The sequence below is a fragment of the Bacillus sp. PK6-025 genome, from assembly GCF_056530265.1.
This window is the reverse complement of record NZ_CP096509.1, coordinates 2300242-2319738: the sequence shown is the minus strand read 5'-3', so window position 1 is coordinate 2319738 and position 19497 is coordinate 2300242. Positions and strand designations below refer to the sequence as shown.

The following is a 19497-nucleotide window of genomic DNA, read 5'->3' as shown; positions in this document are numbered from 1 at the left end:
GGCAGGCAGAAGAGGGGGATACTTTGACTTTGATTAAGGCTTGCGGAATGTTACAGTTTGGCCGTTTCGATCAAACCAGCCTTTAAAGGCCCAGTTAATCCAGCCGCCGTCTCCCTGGTTTGTAAATTGTCCGCTTTCAAATACCCAAATGCCGTAAATCACGCCATGATAGTTGGCAGATCCATAAAATTTAACTCCTCTTAAACCGTTGTGATAGCCTTGGCTTAAGTTGAACACCATGACATTGTATCTTTGCCCGGCAGAATAAAAAGCGGTTTCCATGCAGTTTTTGACGAAACCGCTGCGGTTATTGCTTTGAACGATGGCGTCTCTAATCGAGTTTCCGATTCCTAAGAGGTCGAGGCTGATGTTGAGATTAATAGCGGAAGTTTTAAACTGTTGTTTTTCCTGGTCCAATGACTGATTGAGAGATGTGGATATAGACATAGAAGGCAAGGTTGTAACAGAACTGTCCGTATGCTTTGATTCTTTCGCTTCTGATAAGTACGGCAAACAAGTCAAACCGAGCATTAAGGCTGTAAAGAAAGCAAACATTTTTTTCATGATTTACCCTCCTAAAATAAATTTGCCATTTTCGAAAAACTGACCGGCTGAATCAGACAAACATCGACAGTTTGTTCATTTATTCCCTCCCTTCTTGTAGAATAGCTTAACGATTTTTGGAATTAGAAGAATGAGAAAAAACGACTATTTTCCAAATAAATCAAAAAATGTTCACATTCCATACTTAAGGCACAAATTTGGGATATATTGATAGACTGTTGAGATTCAGTATTTCATAAAGGGATGATCAAAATAGCAGATTCAGAAGGATGTATGGTTGTGGGGATTCTCTTCCGACTCCGCCTCGCCAATCTTCGTGTAGCGGTCTTAACAATCCTCAAGAGAAACTGGGATATTTAAACTTTTATTTGTTATCTTATTACAGACGATAGAGGGTTTAAGGGATATAGATACGGTATTGAGAGTGATAAGGTATCGGCACTTTCGCTCGATTCGGCCAGTGTCGACGGCTGCCTGGCGCAGAGAAGAGAAAGGTGCGAGAGGAAAGGCTCGTCCGCTTTTTGAGGCAAGGCTTTGACGGGGAGGCCGATGTCGGGCGCAACTACCGAAACAAAAGAGGACTTCAGTAGTTGAAGTCCCGCCATTGAATTTGAATCAGAAGGGCTCCCATAGAACGCGCTTTGCTGTCGCAAACCGCCTTTCAGGTTCTCTCCAGTCAACGACATTCCACCAATTATCGACGTATTTTGCCCTTTCATTTTTATATTGAAGGTAGTATGCGTGTTCCCATACGTCGAGCGGGAGAAGGGGGATCACATCCCATTGGCTCATCAGCTGATGTTTTTCTGCGATCAGAATTTCCAAGCGGTGTGAGCGAGGCGCCCAGACAAGGATCGCCCAGCCCACGCCTTCCACCTTTTTCGCCGCTTCGGAAAATTGTTCTTTAAAGGCCGAATAGCTGCCGAAAGAACGGTTAATCATTTCCAGCAATTCGCCTGTCGGCCGCCTTTTTCCTTTTGGATGCATCGCGTACCAAAATATCGTGTGCAAATAGTGCCCGGCTCCGTGGAAGGCGAGCTCTCTTTCCCAGTGGTTTACAAGGTCGAATTGTTTGGTTTGCCTTGCTTTCTGCAGTTCTTTTTCAGCTTTGTTCAAGCCGTCGACATAGCTTTGGTGATGTTTTGTATGATGAAGAAACATAATTTCTCTTGAAATATAAGGCTCAAGGGCTGAATAAGAGTAGGGCAGGCTTGGCAGGCGATGGCCTCCGATCGGCACTGTTCTGAATGGCTGCCGGCCTGCTTGAGACGCATCACTGCGGGAGATGGCTTGATACACGGCTTCTGCCTGTTCATACCATTCCTGTTCGGTCGCACGAGGATCATCCAGTGATTGAAAAAGTTTTTCTAACTGGCTTTCTATAGAAGGATCATCTTTCATCTGGTCTTTCAGACCTTTGGCCCATGACGCTATTTTTTCTTTGTAAGCATTCAATATGTCTCCCTCATTTCCGCTTTTTTAATAAATGCGCTTGAAGCGAGCAATGAAAACACAAAAGGATAACTGTGATAGCGGATGTAGAATTGTTTCGGCAGCCCGATTCCCGTCGGGTATTCGAGTCGCTCAGGCGAGCTTTCGTGATCATCGGTGAGAAAACGAATCCCTTTTAAGATCTTAGGGTCATCCGGACGCTCATATTGCAAAAGCGCCTCCAGCGCCCATGAAGATTGAACAACTGTTCCAAAGTGAAGAGGGACAAAACGCTTCGCTTCACAGCTTTTGCAAGATTCTCCCCAGCTTCCGTCTTCGAGCTGGATCGATTTAAGCCAGGAGACCGCTTTTCTGACAGACGCGTGATTGCGGGAAATTCCGACGGCTTTCATTCCGGTGAGTGCGGCCCATGTCCCGTAAATAAAGCAGACGCCCCATCTGCCATACCACGAACCGTCAGCTTCCTGATGGTGATCAAGCCACCTTAGAGCGCTTCTGACTGCGGGATGGTCATCTGTCAACCGCTCTTTAAGTCCGAGCAGATGAAGAACGCGCCCAGTCAAGTCTGCCGTTGACGGATCGACCGCTGCGTCAGCGGCAGATTCGAGCGGCAGATGTCGGATGAGCGGATGGTCAACGTTTTTTTCAAATGCTGAAAACCCCCCATCCTTGTTTTGCATTGATAAAAGCCAGGTGAGCCCCCGGTTCCAGGCAGCCGGACGCCTTTGAAACGGAATTGCTTTTAATGCCGCAGCGGTATCGTCCAAATCGGGATTGTTTGTATTGATGTGTGAAAAACCCCATCCTCCCGGTGCCGCTTGAGGGTTTGAGACCGCCCAGTCCGCTTTTTTCACATGCTGTCTTTTGAGAAGGTAGTCCGCTGCCGATGAGATGGAAGAATGTTGTTCAGGTATTCCGGATTCCTGCATGGCATAGCTGATGAGCGCGGTGTCCCAGACAGTGGAAGTTGAGTTTTCCAAATGGAAGCCTTCCTCTCCGCATGAGGAAATAAGGCTTTTGATTCCGCCGACTGCTTTTTTAACAACGGGGGCGTTTTTTGATATTCCCATCGCCAGCAGGCTGTAAATCATGAACATGGTCGCGCTCGCATAGCTGTATAGTGTTCCGTCTTCTTCGATTCTGTCCAGCATATATTTTTTGCCCGCTTCAAATCCGAGCTGATGGACATAAGCCGGCCATTGAAAGAGCTGCTTCCATTGCAGATTGAAAGAATAGAAGGTTCTCTCGTCAAAAGAGCGGATGTTCAGCCATTCGAGAGGATTTTTTGACATGGTTTCATCCAGATGCCGAAGCGAGCCGATTTGGTTGTTTTTTAAAGAGAATCGTCGATTAAACGTAATGGCCATCGGGACAAAATGAATTCTTGCGTATGTGCTGAAATGGTAAAAATGCAGCGGGAAATAGGGCGGGATCAGTAAAAACGAAAGCGGAATATAGGCTCTCGGCCATGGATACAGCCCGTTGGCAGCGAGCATCCACTTCGTCATAAAGTGCACATTCTTCAAACCGCCTGCTGCCTTAATAAACGCCTCGGCTTTCTGCATATGCGCATCTCTCCGGTCATAGAGCCCCGAAGCCAGCATCCCGGTATAGCCCTGGACTGTCGCGGTCAAATTGCCTGCCGTTTCATCCGGATGATTGCGAAACGCACCGTCTCCGCTCTGCTTCGAACGGATTCGTTCAGCAAGACTTGTGATGAGAGAAGAGTCCTGATCGCCAAGTGAGGTCAGCATTAAAATGAAAAAGCTGTCTGTCATCACGGGCCCTTCAAAACAAAACCGCCATGACCCATCAGGTCTCTGTCTATTTTGAAGCTTTGCGAGCGTCTTTTGTCTGAAAGCTTTCACGTCTTCTAGTAAAGAACGCAATCTTCTCATCTCCTTCATTTTACTGTATTCATTTCGGAAATGTGTCATGCCAACCGGATGAAAACAGAAGAACAGCGATTTAGAATATGTGATGAGCATACAGAGGCATTCGGGCGCGGGCATGCGTGAGCATGATCAGGAAATCATGAATATCTTCGTTTACCTCTGTTCCATTATCAGGTATTGTAAAAAGAGAGACCTTAGAAACAATGTTTGGGGGATGTTGCTGAATGAATATTGAACAGATGCTGTATGACACCGCAGTCGAATTGATCAAAAAGAGGTATCCGACCGGATGGGGCGGGGCAGCTGCCATGTATACCGAAGACGGGAGAATCTTGACGAGCGTAGCGCCGGAAGTAATCAACGCTTCAACCGATTTATGCATTGAAACGGGCGCCATTCTCGAAGCCCATAAATATCAGGCAAAAATTACGCACTCTGTTTGTGTTGTGAGAGATGATGAACATTCCGAATGCAAGGTATTAACGCCGTGCGGGGTATGCCAGGAAAGACTTTTTTATTGGGGGCCGGATCTTAAAGCAGCTGTAACTGTACCGGATGGGCGTCTGCTTTATAAATCTTTAAAGGAAATACAGCCATACCATTGGTTTGCTGCGTATCAAAAGTAGCAGGGGAGGGGCGTTCGATGTTTGAGTGCCGCAAGGTTTATCTCAGACCTGTTGAAAAAGGCGATATGGAGAGCTTTTACAAAGCTGTTCAAAATGAAGACATCAGATATATGACGGGCACGACGCGCGAATTTACGATGGAAGACCTTTATGAGCACTACGAGAGAATCACAAGCGATGAGACGCGCTATGATTTTGCCGTCTGCTTAAAGGAGGACGATCGTTTGATAGGCGATCTGTCCATCATTGACATCGACCGGACGAATCGAAAAGCGGGGTTTAGAATCGCTTTGCACAGCCCCGCTTATTTGAACAAAGGCTATGGTTCTGAAGCGGTGCGGCTGGCCATGCAGTTGGCATTCGAAAGACTCGATCTTAACCGCCTTCAGCTCGAAGTATTTTCACACAATAAGCGCGCGCTGAAAGCATATGAAAAAGCCGGATTTAAAAGGGAAGGTACGGTCAGGGAGGCTCTTTATATGAATAAACAGTACTCAGATGAAATCATTATGGGGATATTGAAGCGGGAATACGAAGAGCTGATATCCCGCTGAATCAGAGGGCGCGCAGCATGTTATTCTACTGAGCGCCGCTTTGTTCATTCTTATTTTTCAATCTTTGCTGAACGGCTGTAAATGCCGCCGGCAATCAGCGCCATTGTCATCGAATATCCACAGCAGCTTCATCGTTCTATTTGCCTTGCAGACTGGCTGTACGTTCTCACATCCCGCACGAAAAATGTGACAGCGGCTGTTCCGGCATATAATACAGCTGCAGCGATAAATACGCTTTGCACCCCGATCAAGTCCGCCAAAGCCCCCATAATGGCGATTGTCAAGACAGACCATGCAGTCAAAATAGTATTTTTGGCGGCGGTGACCGGTGCACGCTCTTCATCTGTCAACGTATCTTGAAGGATAACCGTCTGGCTGACGTCTCTTACTTGATAAAGCGGACCCATCATGATACAGAGGATGACCGAAAGGAGGGGATTTGACGAATAGGCGAATAAAAGCGTTGCGATTCCCATTGAAACAGAACCCAAGACAATCATGAGGCCAAGCCTTTTTTTGAGCTGGTTGGAAAAGAGCACAGCGAGAATGCCGCCCAAAATCGCTCCCAAAAAATAACCGGCATTGATGAATCCCCACCAAGCCTCCCCTTTATTTAGCACCTCTTTCGTAAAAGCCAGCAAAACGGCGGAAGTCCAGACCGCATTTGCTAAACCTTCTGACATGTCCATCATCGTAAGCAGCAAAACGGTTTTCTTCCTGTATACAGTGCGCCAGACTGATTGTGTGCGGGTTTTTTGACGAGGGATAACCGCTGTTTTCAAATCCGGCAATTTGATTAAAAGTCCTGATGCGAAAAAGAGTCCTGCTGTAAACACTGTCAGCGTGTGAGTTTGGGCCAAAACGGTTAAATAGCCGCCGAGCCCCCAGCCTGCTGCCTGAACAAACTGGTTGACCGTTACGATGCTTCCCGATGCCGCCACGTAATCGCGCTTTTTAATCGCTTGATACAGTAAACCTAACTGTGCGGGGGAATACCAGGAACCGACAAAGCTTTGCAAAAACAGCAGCACATAAATGATATAAGAGGGTAAGCCCAGCGTTTGGCATAAGCCGATGCATAATGCGCAGACCGCTCTGAACCATGTTGAACAAGCCGCTGTTTGAAGCAGGTCGAGGCGCTGAATAGCAAAAGAAGCCATCGCACCGCCTAATACACTGCCGAACGAGGATAAAGCCAAGACCAGACCCGATCCGAATACAGAGTTCGTTTCCTTAAACACATCGACCATGACGATGATCGTCATCAAAATCGACCCGACAGCCTGTGCTGTTTGTGATGCCCATATGTATCTAAAACTTTTTTGATTCCAGAGGGTTTTGCCAAGAGAGGAAGAAAACACGATTCTATCATTCCATTCGACTTAAACTATCATTCATTTTACCATATGTGTCTATAAATGTTTATTTCTATAAAAAAGAAAACCGCCCTGATCGACAGGGCGGCTGCAGAAACTCATATCGTGCGTTATTCGCCTGTATGAATCCAGACGCTTTTTACTTCTGTATAGTTATCCAGAGCGTATGAGCCCATTTCACGTCCGAGTCCCGACTGTTTGTAGCCGCCGAATGGGGATGCGGCGTCAAAGGCATTATAGCAGTTGACCCAAACGGTACCGGCTTGCAGACGGTCGGCGATATAGTGGGCGTTTTTCAAATTTTCCGTCCATACGCCAGCAGCAAGGCCGTATTCGCTGCGATTGGCCCGTTCGATGACTTCATCTACCGTTTCATAAGGGATCGCCGCCAAAACAGGACCAAAGATTTCTTCTTTTGCTATTGTCATCTCGTCTTCGACATTGGTGAATACAGTCGGAGAAACAAAGTATCCCTGCTCATAAGGGCATGTTCCGCCGGCTGCGATTTTCGCACCTTCCTGACGTCCTTTTTCAATATACGAGAGGACGCGTTCGTGCTGATCTTTGCTGACAAGCGGTCCCATTTGCGTGTCTTCATGAAGGCCCGCACCCTGGCGGAGCGACTTGGAATATGCGGCCATTTCATCGACGACTTTGTCATATTGGTCTTTATGGATGAACACGCGCGATCCCGCACAGCACACTTGGCCTTGATTGAACATGACGCCGGTTAGTGCGCCTGGAATCGCTTTCTTCAGATCGGCGTCAGGAAGGATGATATTCGGCGACTTTCCGCCGAGTTCAAGGGTCACCCGTTTAACCGATTTGGCCGCTTTCTCCATAATTTTTTTGCCGATTTCCGTTGACCCTGTGAATGCCAGTTTGTCGACAAGGGCATGATCGGTCAGAGCTTCTCCGGCCGTCTCACCGAAGCCAGGAATGATGTTGATGACGCCTTTCGGGAAGCCTGCTTCATCGATCAGTTCCGCCAAATACAGAGCGGAAAGCGGCGTTTGTTCCGCCGGTTTTAAGACAACCGTACATCCGGCTGCAAGAGCGGCTCCCATTTTCCACATGGCCATCAGAAGCGGGAAGTTCCAAGGGATAATTTGCCCGACAACTCCGACAGGCTCATGTCGTGTATAGTTAAAATAAGGTCCGTTAACAGGAATCGTCTGTCCGGTTATTTTCGTCGCCCAGCCGGCATAATAGCGCATATGTTCAATTGACAGCGGAATATCGCCTGCGGTCGTTTCGCTGATCGGCTTTCCGTTATCCAGCGTTTCAAGCTGAGCCAGTTCCGTTTTGTGTTCCTCCATCAGATCGGCGAGTTTGTACATCAGCCGGCTTCTTTCGGCCGGGTTCATCGTCCGCCACTCACCGCGGTCAAAAGCTTCCCGCGCGGCTTTCACCGCTTTGTCCACATCCTCGGGATCTGCTTCATATAAGGTGGCGAGCGTTTCACCAGTCGCCGGGTTTGGGGTCTCAAACGTTTTGTTTGAGGCGCTGGCTACAAATTCCCCGTTAATATAGAGCTTCTTTGTTCCCTGCAAAAATACCTCCAGCTTTTTACTGACCTGCATTGTTAATGAACTCATGTTTGTCAAACAAACCTCCTTTGAAATTTTGGTCTGTCTTCGGGTGAGTTGTCTTGGTGCTGGTTTGTCTTTTGATTTGGTCATTGCGCGGATGAAAGAGGGATATATTTCTGATTTTGGAACTATACACCACCATTCTATAACAGGGAATGAATCCAAATCAATATCCATGCTCTTTAAAATCACATTCGCCTCCAGATCGCATTGCATTTCGGCGAAAAAACGCTACAATGGAAACTATACACGTATGAAAAAGGAGACATCCGCATGATTCACGAAAAATGGCAAAACAATAACACCATTAAAAAAGTAAAGTGCATACATACCGATGCCAAAAAGTACATCGTCAACAGAGCGCTGACCGTAGGCAACGTATACGAGGTCAAAAACGAAACGGAAGAGTTTCTGTTTATCATCGATAATACAAACAAAGTCGGCGGCTATTACAAAGAGTACTTTGAAGAAGTAAAAGCCTGAATCAATTTGCACGGGTCATCAACAGCAATGAATGGTAGTTGAACAAACACCCGCACGCATTCATAAAAAATCGGCTGACTGAATCAGTTGCTTGACCGAAGCAGAAGCAAGTGCCTGATATGTGCATTTCAGGCATAATAGTCAGAAGAGAACCGCAGAGGAAGAACATCCTGCTGCGGTTTTTTGTTTTATCCGTTATCCACCTTTTGATTGGTAGCAAACGAAAAATAAGCTGAAAAAACTGATAAAAAGTTGAAACCTCCCGCGTCCGCCGGGCGTATTAATTGATAGTAAAAACAAACATATAGCGTTAAAGAAATGTAATCTGCTCGTAATTGTTTATAAATCAGGGTTATCGTATCCTTATTAGTAACTGACAAGTATACTTTGCCTTGTGCATAAACATAAATTGGATATACAGAAAGAGGGGTTTTGATTGGGCGTTTTTTCAGCAAGCAAGACAGCAGACGGCAAAAAATTTGAACCGCTGCTCATAGAAGGAGAAAAAATTGAATCGGTTTGCAGACTGAGGATAGATCAAATTTGTTTTACGAACAAGCGGATTATTTTTTTTGATAATAAACTGTTTTCCAAAAAGAAAGTCCGCGTCTTTCTGCCATACAGATCGATTGAAGGCTTTGCGATTAGAGAAGTCAGCATGTTCAATCCAGACAGTTCTCTTTCTCTGATGACCAGCAGCAAAATCTTTGACCTGGAATTTACGAAGGATACCGACATGCTTGAAATTCAAGCGCTGTTATCAAAATACTTATGTGCATAAACCGTAAAGGCTGTTCACCGCTTGCCCGCGTCTGAACGGCCTTTTTATTTTGGAAAGGCGGGTTTTTCTCCCACGAAATCGGGAAAGGAAGAAGAAAGGAGGAGGATCAGCCATGCCATTAACACAAAAACAAAAAGACCATCTCTACCATAAATTAATTGACTTAAAACAAAGCCTTTCCCCTGCAGAAGGAACAGATCAGTCGATGGCGGAAGAAACGGGCGAGCTTTCAAACGGAGTTGACAATCATCAGGCTGACCATGCCAGCGTTTATTTTGAACGAATGAGAGAGCAGACCTTCCGGCAGACGGACAGAAATTTATTAAAAGAAGTGGAAGACGCCCTCAAGCGATTGGAAGACGGCACATACGGAATATGTGAAGCAACAGGTCAAGAAATACCATATGAGCGCCTCGAAGCCGTTCCATATGCAAGAAAAACCGCGGAGACTCAAGCTGAAACAGAAAAAAGAAATCAAGAGGGGGAAGGATATGACGAGCAATTTACACGGCAAATGAAGGATTTGACAAACAGAGAAACGATGGATCAAAAGCGTTCATATGCTTACGAACGTCTTGATGAGGAGCAGGATTCAAAATAAGCACCCGCAAAAACAGGGTGCTTTTTTCTATGGCTCTGTTTGTTAAAAGAGATGTCCTACAACTGTCGACGGGGAGTCAAGTACTCGACACAATAAAACATTTATCAGTTATCGGAGGTTTAATTGCAGCTATTGATATTCTAGAGAAAAATCCGGACATCCAGGAAAAGTTACACGAAAACGAAAAGTACTTAAGAGACGGCATTCAACAAATAGGTCTTAATGTATTACATAGTGAATCACCTATTATTCCAATTATTCTTCCAGATCGCGACACAACTTTACGTTTTGCAGACTCACTTCATCAAGAAGGTGTCTACGTTAACCCAATTCTCCTCTTCGCATACCTGTTTCTAAAGCTACTAAGACGAGCACATGAAATTCTTCCTCTGTGTGTGCTAGTAGATATGTTCTTAGCTTTTGGAAGTCCGTAATGGATAACGCTTTGTTTCGTTTCGATAACTCTTTCCCACGAGGTTTGACAAGTTCTGCGAAATCATTCGTGAGATAACCACGAGCGTAAGCGTCACGAAGTGCCATTTTGACTTTTATTAACAAGCTGCGAGTGGTACTGTGAGAACGCTTCTTTGCGTATTCATCAATTTTTCTTTGCACAGCAATGTCATTCATATCTTTTAACTGAATATTTCCGAATAACTTTCTAATAATCCCTGACGCTTCTAGGTATCTTTGAAACGTAGCTTTTTGTATATCATTTTTCTTCACAAGATATATCCAGTGTTAGTTGTTTAAAAGAATCTACATGCCTAAGTCAAATCTCTTTGTTTCTTCCATCAATCTGATATAAAAGTCTTTTTTTATCACCTTTTTTATCCAATTCCTTGATATGTCCGCCACAAAATTCCAGCACAGGACATCATTTCCCTTACCGTATCAACGGATTCCATACTATTATTCTCTATTTCCTACCTCCCTGTTAGATATGGAGAGGTAGAATGGTGTCGTTGCTACGCAACGACACGCACACCGCTTCCACTTGCTCGCTTTTGCTGCCGCTTGCGGAAGCGGTGTCACTTCGGCAGTTTTTCATAATTTCTCCATGCACTCACTTCCATTGTGAAAAATGAAGCACTATTTCTATTTATCTCGCTAACCGTTCGTATTCGGTATCTCGGCGCTTATCAATCGCTCTGGAATAGGCTTCCATCATGGCGATATATAGTAGATTGTTTTTACAATCATTAGTCTACATAACAGCTTTTACGGTCAATACTGCTCGCTGTTTTATCAACTACAATGTTTAGAGACTGCTTGTATGTCTCGCTTGAAACAAGTCATCTTAGGTTTCCATTCATGAATGTAGTAGTTTCAAACTTCTGTATTTAGTTGTATGGGAGTATTTTTAAATAATTCCTTTCAAAGACAGCTTATGAAGTGATTTTTCGCATGTAGAAAGGTTTTAGTATGGCTATTCTCACAAAATAAATATCACGATATGCAATGTTGTTTTTTAAAAAAATAGCTCTTCATACATCGCTCTTTCTCATTTTTATTTTCTCGCTTGCTAAGTTTCTGTCTATATCTTTGTTACGGTTAATATCATATTACGATTTGTATTGGAGTTGTAGGGGGGGTGCAAAATAAATCTTTATTTGTTCAATGTTATTATCGCATGATGTGTTGTGATATTGTGTAATATCCTTATCATATCAACTATTAGAGAGGGAGAAAAAAGTATCAAATTCTGCAATAAAATTCTTGCTGCAATAAAATTCTTGCGGACATATTGTCATAGGGGCATAATCGATGTTGAGTGAGAGACAGAACGCCGATAAAGTATAATATCTGGATATAAAACGAAGAAACAATTGCTTGATGGATTGTAGACATGAAAGCATTGAATATACACCTATCAAAATCTTTTACATTAGCAGAAAAATAAGGAGATTTACATATAATCATGTTTAATATGTAAATTTCTCTATTATGTTTATCAAAGATAAGGTAATAGTTTTTACGTACTGCGCCATAACTTAATCTATCTTTTTCCATTTTATTAATCTCATTACATATTCAGAAATAACCTTTTCCCTTGTATAATCGGTATAATGTGTCTGCTTTGAAATGAAAAAATATAGTGGCATCATGATCACAGATAGCGAGTCAATATTTTATTACTGGGGGTGTCTCATGGGAAGTAAGATGATAATTATAACAATAATCACAGTATTTATGTTGTTTGTTGGATTTAACACCTCAGCCTATGCATTGACAGAGGAAGAGTCTGTTGCAATCCAATCATTATTAGAAGATGCTAGGCGTATATCTGGCACACCGGGCATGTCAGTTTCAATACAATCAAGGGATGATACCTATTTCTTTTCATCCGGCTATGCAAACTCTGAGGAAGGGATTTTGACCAATGAAAACACCATATGGGAGTTAGCCTCCGTCAGCAAAGCTTTTACTGCTTTAGGAATTTTACTTTTGGAAGAGCAGGGATTTTTGTCTATGGACGATTCGGTTGTAGAGTATTTACCTTGGTTCTCATTGCGATATCAGGGACAGCCCGTTGACATGCAGAGTGTTACTTTGAATCATTTCCTTCATCATACTACAGGGTTAATCAATAGGTATCATACTCAGCATATCCCAGAGGGAAATACACCAGATATGTTGCAAAAGACCGTTGAAATGTTAATAGATGCCGAAGTGGTATTTCCTCCTGGCGAAAGATATGAATATGGGACGGTAAATTATGATGTGCTGGGCTTGGTGATAGAAACCGTATCGGGGCAAAGCTTTGAGGATTTTATGGAAGAACAAGTATTTCGACCACTGGGGTTGTATGAAACTTATGCGAATAGAGGTAAGGTACAAGCGACAGGTCAGTTGGCACAGGGCTATCGTTCCGCTTTTTTCATGACGCTGCCATATGATGCACCGGAATTTAGAGGAAACACACCTGCTGGGTATCTGTTTTCGTCCTCTCAAGACATAGCCCGTTGGATGGGAATTCAATTGGGAATTGTTGAAGATATTCCGGAAATCTTTCAAGGGCTGATTGCAAAATCACATGAGGGCAATAGGTCTGTTGCGGCTGTGGATGAACTGTACTATGGGGCGGGGTGGGTCGTGAATGCAGATCAGACATTCATCCAACACGCAGGTGGTAATCCAACGTTTGCAACAAATATATTCTTATTCCCAGAAGAACAGCTAGGTATCTCTCTATTATCCAATAGTGCCAGTACAAATATTGATATGTTATATAATATTAAGGATATTTTAGACGGAAACATCTCCCAAAGCTATCAAATGAGTTTGATGCAGATTTCCGATATCGCCCTATCTTCCGCTACAATTGCTCTAACATTACTAGCAATTCTATTTTTCTTTTTAGGGGTGCGTAGAAAGAAACAGAATAGGAAATTACCGTTAACGAAAAAGAGATTGATACTCATAGCTTTTTGGCTTGTGACTACAATTTTTATAGGTATCCTATGCCTAATCCTCCCCACAATATTTGGGGCTAGTTGGAGGTCATTTCTAGTTTGGCAAACGTATAGTTATCTAACCGCACTGATTGCGTTGTCTTTACTAAGTGCAAGTATCACTTGGTTTGTATATTGTTATCGATATAAATGTTCCTAATGAGATGTGCCATTGTAACCTAAACGAAAACTTTTTTATTTGCTTCGCAGCATATTCCTACCACGCATAAATATGCTACATAATATAATATTTTATGCTTGAACTTAAATAATGTTGTATTATCCGAACGAAAGTTCTTGCTGATATGAGCAATCGTTTGTTTTTTATCAAATATGAACAGGGCTTTTTTGATAGAAACATCTTTTGGCATCAAAATAAATGAGTTGACTTTCTATTTAAAAGAAAGTAACATACTATTTGTAAGTAAATATTGAAACGTTAGCACGGGAGGAAAATAGAATGTCTAAAGTATTGTTTGTTAAAGCTAATGACCGTACTGCTGAAGAAGCTGTATCTGTAAAACTTTATGATGCGTTTCTTAACAGCTATAAAGAAAATCATCCAAACGATGAAATTGTAGAGCTTGATCTTTACAAAGAAAACCCGCCGTACCTGGGCAGAAATGCTATTAACGGGACATTTAAAGCAGGAAAAGGCATGGAATTGAACGAGGAAGAAAAAGCAGCTGCAGCTGTAGCGGACCGTTACTTGGACGAATTCGTCAAAGCCGATAAAGTTGTTTTTGCTTTCCCATTGTGGAACTTTGCTGTTCCAGCTGTACTTCACACTTATGTGGACTACTTGTCCCGCGCAGGAGTGACGTTTACATACACTCCTGAAGGACCTAAAGGCCTGATGGGAGACAAGAAGGTTGCTCTGTTAAATGCCAGAGGCGGCTTCTATTCTGAAGGACCGATGGCTGCAATGGAAATGTCATTGAACTACATGAAAACCGTCATGGGCTTCTTCGGTGTTCAAGACCTGCATACCGTTGTCATCGAAGGACACAACGCTGTTCCTGACGACGCTCAAAAAATCATTGAAAACGGCTTAGCAGAAGCTAAAAAACTTGCAGCATCATTTTAATTGTGAAACCCTTGTTCCAAAAGCGGAACAAGGGTTTTTTATTTATGTCGGCTGCTTCATGCTTAATAAATAATAAACATAGTCAGTCGGCACACCCGCTTCACCCATTTGCCTCAGCATCGCTGAAATGTTGCCTCTGTGGTACGTGCCGTGATTGACCACGTGATGAAGGAGTTCGCTAACAGGCGTTTTGATTTCGCCGAATGCCGGATGTGCAATCGTGATTTCACCATCGGGGTCTTCAAGATTTTCAAAAAACGTTTCATATTGAAGCGCCGTGTCTTGAAAAATGGAGACGAAGTCATCAATCTTTTTTCCCTTTAACATTTCTTTCAGCCGCATGCCGGTTTCCTTTGCTTCCTCGTAAGCGGCTCCGGATATTACTTTCAGCCACAAGGCGTCGGCCACGCACATATGGGTAACGACCTCAGATACAGATTGAAAAACGCTTTGGATTTCCCGGGTGAACAGCTCTTCAGGCAGGCTTTTCAGGTGGCTGAGCACCCTTTGATTCGCCCAGTTGTGATAATCTAAATGCTTTAGTGCGCGATGTGTCATATTTTTAGCCCTCCTCACTTTTTTATTATCAATTCGTGAAAAAGATCGATATTCCTTTAAATGAGGAAAAAATACCTCGGGGCATAAAAAGTAAAAAACCTGCCGATCGGCAGGTTTTTGTGCTTAGTCTTCGTCCTGTTTTTTAGATGGGGTAACCGGGTAAAGTTCTTCCGATGCTTCACTTTGATACTGCAATGAGCCTGGCTTTTCCCGTTTTTCGTTTTCCGTTTCGCCCAAAACGTTGGCTTCCATATAGCGGTGGAAGAAATATTCGAACACTGTGACGCCGATTGCTGACACGATTGAAGCGGCAGCAAGCGAACCATACGGCGGATTATTTTGCATGGCGAGAATCGCCCAGATCAATACGAGGGAAAGGCCAAAGTCTCCCATTGTTGCAGTTGTATTGTTTGTTCTCGGCAGAAGAAGAAGATCTCCGATCAGATAGGAGATCACACCTAAAAACAATGTCAAAACAAACATTTCGCCAAATGGAACGCCAAAAAATAGAGTTAGCACCACATATAAGAGGACAAGGCTCACAATAAATTTTAAACACAATACTCTTACATGCTTCATTTCGTTTCCACACCTTTCAGCTTATTTTAAAGCATTCCTGTTTTGTTGCTGTTTATTGCTTTTGTTATCCTGCTGGAATGCGCTTTCTGTTTCGTGGTCGTTTTTCAGCTGCTCGAGGCTGCTGTTTTGAATGCCTTTCTTCTGCATGGTCTCACCACCTTTTTCACTATATTTTGGATTGTTTTTGATTTCTTATACATACCACGAAAAAAGCAAAAAAGAGGGTTATCCCTCTTCCTGAAAGCCTGTCATTTTTTTCTCAGTCCTGCCGCGTATGCAGGGCCCATCCCGGTTATTTTTGATAAAATGAGCGCCATATCATGCGGCGTCTCTTTCATGCCGTTTTCCAGCCATTGCTGCATGACGCTGATATGAGCGCCGGTTATATAGGAAATCAAGTAGTCCTCCGGTACGATCGGATCCGCCTTGATCGCTTTTTTCAGCCGTTTTAAATTGATGCTCAAAACCGATTTGAATTTCAAACGGAAGGAACCCGGGCCTTTCGGGCCTAAAATTGCCTTCATAAAAACCTCGTTTTCTCTTATATATTGAAAAATATCGACGACAAACGTTAGCGGATGATCAATCACATCCTGATTTAATATGTCCATTGAGTGAATCGAGCGTTTAGCAATGTTACTGATCTCTTGGATAATTTCCTCCTCGCTTTGTTCCAGCAAATCGTATTTATCTTCGTAATGCAAGTAAAACGTGCCGCGGTTAATATCGGCTTTCGTTGTAATGTCCGTGACGGATATCTCTTCAAACGTTTTATTTTTCATCAGTTCAGAAAGTGCGTCTCTAATCATTTTTTTCGTGCGCTTTACCCTGCGGTCTTTTTTTTGTCCAGTCATACAAATCCTCCTGAGGTCCATGAAAATCAACAATGTCCATGTTTGTGTTGAGAACTTAACATTTGCTGATTGATTGTTCATTGCATTCGCCTTTTGTGCAATTATAATAAACATGATGAATATTAATCAACACAGTGTTCAATATTTGTGTATGAAAAAGCATGCCTCATAAGACAAAGTGTGTTGAAAGTCCGGCCAGGGCAAAATCAATCGTCCAAAATGAGGCGTGGAATTTCAAAAAGCGGCTCTAAGGAGAGGATAGAATGGAGAAATATGTGCTGTATTTCAATGAAATCGATCAATTTGCTTTGCCCTATGTCGGCGGAAAGGGGGCGAACCTCGGGGAAATGACAAAAGCGGGTTTTCCCGTTCCCGAGGGGTTTTGCATATCAACTGCCGCCTATCGCGCGTTCATACAAACAAGCGGCATCATCGACAGCCTGCTCGACCAGCTTGGACAGCTCAAGCATGATGATCTGGAACAGATTCGGATTGCGGGGAAGCAGATTCGCGAGCATCTTGCCCAGATTCCCATACCTGACGAGATCAAATCGGCGATACTGGAAGGCGTTGATACGACCGGCAAAGATAAAGCCTATGCTGTCCGCTCCAGTGCTACGGCAGAAGACCTGCCGACAGCTTCATTTGCGGGGCAGCAGGATACCTTTTTGAATGTCTGCGGAAAAGATCAGCTTCTTGATGCGGTAAAACAATGCTGGTCCTCTCTGTTTACGGACAGGGCGATTTCCTACCGCGCGAAAAACGGTTTCGATCACCGCTCTGTTTTTCTTGCAGTTGTCGTGCAAGAGATGGTTTTTCCTGAGGTGTCCGGTATTATGTTCACTGCGGACCCGATCACGGGGCACCGCAAAACGGTTTCCATCGATGCCAGCTTCGGCTTGGGTGAAGCGTTGGTGTCCGGAATTGTGAGCGCTGATCTGTATCAGGTTCAGTCAGGTGAAATCGTCAAAAAACAACTTTCGAAGAAGGAATCGGCCATTTACTCCGTTCCAGAAGGAGGAACCATTCAGAAAACCCTCTCTCCGGAAGAACAACAAACACAGGCTTTGCCGGATCAAAAAATCGTCGAATTGGCAGAACTGGGGCGCAGAATCGAGGCTCACTACGGTAAGGAACAGGATATAGAATGGGCTTTTGCCGGCGGCAGCTTTTACATTCTTCAAAGCCGGCCGATCACATCCCTATACCCGGCCGTACACGTTTTTGATGATAAGCCGCATGTATTGATTAATTTTGGCTATATCCAAATGATGACCGATCCAATGAAACCATTGGGTGTATCGGTGATCAGCCAAGTTCTCCGATTTTTTAAAAAAGACCCTTCGGCACAGCCGATTCTTCGCGAAGCGGGAGGAAGAGTGTTCGCCGATATTACGGGTGTTCTTTCCCTCAGATTCGCCCGAAGCCGGCTGCTTAAAGTATTAAATGGTATGGATCAGCTGATGGCATCTGCTGTATCGGAGGCAGTCAAGCGCAAAGAACAACAGCTTAATTCCATTTCGATAAAAGGCATGTTTCATATTGCCGGGAGATTGATGCCGATTTTGATTCCGGCAGCATTAAAGGTTGTCGGAATCCTGCTGATGAAAAACCCCGATAAAGCCGAGAAAAAAGCGGAATTGATCATTGAAGCGATCGTGACGGACACCGAGGAGAAGCTTAGCCGGACTTCCGGTGCTGAGACGATCCGCGTCATCCAAAAAGGAATGGAAAGGATGTTCCAAGACGTGCTTTCAAAAGTCGCTGTATATGTCTTCAGCGGAATGATTGCAGCCGGAGCGCTCGAAAAAAAGCTGAAAAAAAAGCTGGGGGACGAAAAAAGCGCTATTTTACTGGGAAAATTGTATAAATCCCTGCCTCATAATGTCACAACGGAAATGGGTCTTGAGTTGGGGGATCTTTCCGATCAAGCGAGGAAGTATCCTGAAGTCATTGACTATTTCAAGCGTGCAGACAGCGAAAACTTTATGGAAGAATTGCTCAAAATCCCCGGCGGCGCCGAATTGAAGGCGAGTTTAGATGGTTATCTCAAAAAGTACGGGATGCGGTGCGTGGGAGAAATCGATATGACAAGGTCAAGATGGGCAGAGGCTCCGGTTCAGCTCGTTCCGTCCATACTCAGCCATATTCGGACGACTGCCCAAGGGGAACACAGGAGGAAATTTAAACAAGGCGAAATGGAAGCGGAAGAAGCAAAAAAGGAAATCATCTCTCAATTTCGTTTCACGGAAAAAAAGAGAATCTCCCGGCTCGTTCATATGTATCGAAGCCTGATGGGAATGCGGGAGCATCATAAATTTACACTTGTAAAATTGATGTTTTTATACAAAAAAGCCATTCTTAAAGAAGCCCGCCACCTCGTTGAAAAAGGAATCCTCAATTGTGAAGACGATGTTTTTTACTTGACGCTTGAAGAGCTTATCGCGCTATTGGAGAATCGCAGCATCGGGAATATTCCGGAATGGTTAACAGACAGAAAACGGCAGCATATGTCCAATCAAAAGCTCACATCCCCCCGTGTGATGACAAGTGAAGGGGAGATCATCACAGGGAGGCTGCGAAATGCAAAAAGTCCCGAAGGAGCTCTCACAGGGACACCGGTTTCTGCGGGCATCATTGAAGGGACCGCCAGAGTTGTGAAGAGCCCTGAAGACGCGAGGCTGAATCAAGGGGACATCTTAGTGGCGCCGTATACTGATCCGGGCTGGACTCCGCTTTTTACTTCAGCGGTTGGACTGATTACGGAGGTGGGCGGCATGATGACTCATGGTTCAGTAGTGGCAAGGGAATACGGCATTCCTGCGGTCGTCGGAATTGACAAAGCGACAGACATCATAGAAGACGGCGCCTACATCCGAATCGACGGAACAAACGGGTTTGTTCAAATATTGAACAGTGACGGCTCATGAGCGCTTATATTGATGTTTGATGCTTATACCTGATATAATAAAAACAGAACAAGAGTTCGGTTTGATTCTCAAGGTGAGCAAAGCGTTGAGAGCTTTCAATGAACAAAGCA

General features: G+C 44.0%; 19 protein-coding genes. 9 read left to right on the top strand and 10 right to left on the bottom strand.

Features of this window, described 5'->3' with window-relative positions:
• Window positions 1-33: 33 nt before the first annotated feature.
• The 3 genes from M1D67_RS11845 to M1D67_RS11835 all read right to left on the bottom strand — a co-directional run bounded on the left by M1D67_RS11845 (window position 34) and on the right by M1D67_RS11835 (window position 3914).
• On the bottom strand, window positions 34-564 hold the full coding sequence (locus tag M1D67_RS11845) for a hypothetical protein (RefSeq protein ID WP_020451816.1): 531 nt from the start codon (window positions 562-564) through the stop codon (window positions 34-36).
• Window positions 565-1179: 615 nt separating this feature from the next.
• The gene (locus M1D67_RS11840; protein ID WP_224067368.1) at window positions 1180-1965 is read right to left on the bottom strand and encodes a superoxide dismutase; all 786 of its coding nucleotides are present in this window, start codon (window positions 1963-1965) and stop codon (window positions 1180-1182) included.
• A gap of 50 nt (window positions 1966-2015) precedes the next feature.
• Window positions 2016-3914 (bottom strand): terpene cyclase/mutase family protein, encoded by a 1899-nt coding sequence (locus M1D67_RS11835; RefSeq protein ID WP_458117429.1) that lies wholly within the window; start codon window positions 3912-3914, stop codon window positions 2016-2018.
• Window positions 3915-4135: 221 nt separating this feature from the next.
• Here M1D67_RS11835 and M1D67_RS11830 point away from each other — a divergent pair, with 221 nt between their 5' ends.
• Both M1D67_RS11830 and M1D67_RS11825 read left to right on the top strand, forming a co-directional pair.
• A complete protein-coding gene (locus M1D67_RS11830; RefSeq protein ID WP_035338563.1) occupies window positions 4136-4537 on the top strand; it encodes a cytidine deaminase in 402 nt (133 codons plus the stop codon).
• 17 nt (window positions 4538-4554) lie between these two features.
• On the top strand, window positions 4555-5091 hold the full coding sequence (locus M1D67_RS11825) for a GNAT family N-acetyltransferase (RefSeq protein ID WP_035338564.1): 537 nt from the start codon (window positions 4555-4557) through the stop codon (window positions 5089-5091).
• A 128-nt stretch (window positions 5092-5219) separates the two neighbouring features.
• On the opposite strand, the gene M1D67_RS11820 is transcribed toward M1D67_RS11825, so the two are convergent.
• Window positions 5220-6356: an MFS transporter gene (locus tag M1D67_RS11820; protein ID WP_240681406.1), complete on the bottom strand. Its 1137-nt coding sequence runs from the start codon at window positions 6354-6356 to the stop codon at window positions 5220-5222.
• 221 nt (window positions 6357-6577) lie between these two features.
• A complete protein-coding gene (locus M1D67_RS11815; RefSeq protein WP_195202009.1) occupies window positions 6578-8065 on the bottom strand; it encodes an aldehyde dehydrogenase family protein in 1488 nt (495 codons plus the stop codon).
• Between the two features lie 267 nt (window positions 8066-8332).
• On the opposite strand from M1D67_RS11815, the gene M1D67_RS11810 reads away from it, so the two are divergent.
• The 4 genes from M1D67_RS11810 (at window position 8333) to M1D67_RS11795 (ending at window position 10358) form a co-directional block, all read left to right on the top strand.
• Window positions 8333-8542 carry a DUF6501 family protein gene (locus tag M1D67_RS11810; RefSeq protein WP_020451809.1) on the top strand — a complete coding sequence of 70 codons (210 nt, stop codon included), beginning with the start codon at window positions 8333-8335 and terminating at the stop codon, window positions 8540-8542.
• A 436-nt stretch (window positions 8543-8978) separates the two neighbouring features.
• On the top strand, window positions 8979-9323 hold the full coding sequence (locus M1D67_RS11805; RefSeq protein ID WP_020451808.1) for a PH domain-containing protein: 345 nt from the start codon (window positions 8979-8981) through the stop codon (window positions 9321-9323).
• Window positions 9324-9435: 112 nt separating this feature from the next.
• Window positions 9436-9924 carry a TraR/DksA family transcriptional regulator gene (locus M1D67_RS11800; RefSeq protein ID WP_020451807.1) on the top strand — a complete coding sequence of 163 codons (489 nt, stop codon included), beginning with the start codon at window positions 9436-9438 and terminating at the stop codon, window positions 9922-9924.
• A 29-nt stretch (window positions 9925-9953) separates the two neighbouring features.
• Window positions 9954-10358: an aminotransferase class I/II-fold pyridoxal phosphate-dependent enzyme gene (locus M1D67_RS11795; protein ID WP_043054340.1), complete on the top strand. Its 405-nt coding sequence runs from the start codon at window positions 9954-9956 to the stop codon at window positions 10356-10358.
• Here the strand turns inward: M1D67_RS11795 and M1D67_RS11790 are convergent.
• On the bottom strand, window positions 10246-10650 hold the full coding sequence (locus M1D67_RS11790) for an integrase (protein WP_020451805.1): 405 nt from the start codon (window positions 10648-10650) through the stop codon (window positions 10246-10248). The two genes, M1D67_RS11795 and M1D67_RS11790, sit on opposite strands and share 113 nt — an antisense overlap.
• Window positions 10651-12075: 1425 nt before the next feature.
• Here M1D67_RS11790 and M1D67_RS11785 point away from each other — a divergent pair.
• Together M1D67_RS11785 and M1D67_RS11780 are read left to right on the top strand one after the other, a co-directional pair.
• Window positions 12076-13539, top strand: a complete 1464-nt coding sequence (locus M1D67_RS11785; protein ID WP_025811298.1) for a serine hydrolase — start codon at window positions 12076-12078, stop codon at window positions 13537-13539.
• Between the two features lie 300 nt (window positions 13540-13839).
• Window positions 13840-14466, top strand: a complete 627-nt coding sequence (locus M1D67_RS11780; RefSeq protein ID WP_020451803.1) for an FMN-dependent NADH-azoreductase — start codon at window positions 13840-13842, stop codon at window positions 14464-14466.
• Between the two features lie 42 nt (window positions 14467-14508).
• Here the strand turns inward: M1D67_RS11780 and M1D67_RS11775 are convergent, their stop codons facing one another.
• The 4 genes from M1D67_RS11775 to M1D67_RS11760 form a co-directional block, all read right to left on the bottom strand.
• Complete coding sequence (locus M1D67_RS11775; RefSeq protein WP_020451802.1) at window positions 14509-15024, bottom strand: DinB family protein; 516 nt, start codon at window positions 15022-15024, stop codon at window positions 14509-14511.
• Window positions 15025-15147: 123 nt separating this feature from the next.
• Window positions 15148-15603, bottom strand: a complete 456-nt coding sequence (locus M1D67_RS11770; RefSeq protein WP_105981019.1) for a YndM family protein — start codon at window positions 15601-15603, stop codon at window positions 15148-15150.
• A 21-nt stretch (window positions 15604-15624) separates the two neighbouring features.
• Window positions 15625-15750 (bottom strand): hypothetical protein, encoded by a 126-nt coding sequence (locus M1D67_RS11765; RefSeq protein WP_020451800.1) that lies wholly within the window; start codon window positions 15748-15750, stop codon window positions 15625-15627.
• 101 nt (window positions 15751-15851) lie between these two features.
• Window positions 15852-16457, bottom strand: a complete 606-nt coding sequence (locus tag M1D67_RS11760) for a TetR/AcrR family transcriptional regulator (RefSeq protein ID WP_026579558.1) — start codon at window positions 16455-16457, stop codon at window positions 15852-15854.
• 263 nt (window positions 16458-16720) lie between these two features.
• Between M1D67_RS11760 and M1D67_RS11755 the strand changes: the two genes are divergently transcribed.
• Window positions 16721-19387, top strand: coding sequence for a phosphoenolpyruvate synthase (locus M1D67_RS11755; RefSeq protein WP_105981018.1), 2667 nt, complete (start codon window positions 16721-16723; stop codon window positions 19385-19387).
• The last annotated feature ends 110 nt before the right edge of the window (window positions 19388-19497 follow it).

Bases quoted from the DNA above. Each gene is read 5' to 3' on its own strand.
- M1D67_RS11845 (WP_020451816.1), bottom strand. From the start codon at position 564: ATGAAAAAAATGTTTGCTTTCTTTACAGCCTTAATGCTCGGTTTGACT.
- M1D67_RS11840 (WP_224067368.1), bottom strand. From the start codon at position 1,965: ATGAAAGATGATCCTTCTATAGAAAGCCAGTTAGAAAAACTTTTTCAA.
- M1D67_RS11835 (WP_458117429.1), bottom strand. From the start codon at position 3,914: ATGAGAAGATTGCGTTCTTTACTAGAAGACGTGAAAGCTTTCAGACAA.
- M1D67_RS11830 (WP_035338563.1), top strand. From the start codon at position 4,136: ATGAATATTGAACAGATGCTGTATGACACCGCAGTCGAATTGATCAAA.
- M1D67_RS11825 (WP_035338564.1), top strand. From the start codon at position 4,555: ATGTTTGAGTGCCGCAAGGTTTATCTCAGACCTGTTGAAAAAGGCGAT.
- M1D67_RS11820 (WP_240681406.1), bottom strand. From the start codon at position 6,356: ATGACGATCATCGTCATGGTCGATGTGTTTAAGGAAACGAACTCTGTA.
- M1D67_RS11815 (WP_195202009.1), bottom strand. From the start codon at position 8,065: ATGAGTTCATTAACAATGCAGGTCAGTAAAAAGCTGGAGGTATTTTTG.
- M1D67_RS11810 (WP_020451809.1), top strand. From the start codon at position 8,333: ATGATTCACGAAAAATGGCAAAACAATAACACCATTAAAAAAGTAAAG.
- M1D67_RS11800 (WP_020451807.1), top strand. From the start codon at position 9,436: ATGCCATTAACACAAAAACAAAAAGACCATCTCTACCATAAATTAATT.
- M1D67_RS11795 (WP_043054340.1), top strand. From the start codon at position 9,954: ATGGCTCTGTTTGTTAAAAGAGATGTCCTACAACTGTCGACGGGGAGT.
- M1D67_RS11785 (WP_025811298.1), top strand. From the start codon at position 12,076: ATGGGAAGTAAGATGATAATTATAACAATAATCACAGTATTTATGTTG.
- M1D67_RS11780 (WP_020451803.1), top strand. From the start codon at position 13,840: ATGTCTAAAGTATTGTTTGTTAAAGCTAATGACCGTACTGCTGAAGAA.
- M1D67_RS11775 (WP_020451802.1), bottom strand. From the start codon at position 15,024: ATGACACATCGCGCACTAAAGCATTTAGATTATCACAACTGGGCGAAT.
- M1D67_RS11770 (WP_105981019.1), bottom strand. From the start codon at position 15,603: ATGAAGCATGTAAGAGTATTGTGTTTAAAATTTATTGTGAGCCTTGTC.
- M1D67_RS11765 (WP_020451800.1), bottom strand. From the start codon at position 15,750: ATGCAGAAGAAAGGCATTCAAAACAGCAGCCTCGAGCAGCTGAAAAAC.
- M1D67_RS11760 (WP_026579558.1), bottom strand. From the start codon at position 16,457: ATGACTGGACAAAAAAAAGACCGCAGGGTAAAGCGCACGAAAAAAATG.
- M1D67_RS11755 (WP_105981018.1), top strand. From the start codon at position 16,721: ATGGAGAAATATGTGCTGTATTTCAATGAAATCGATCAATTTGCTTTG.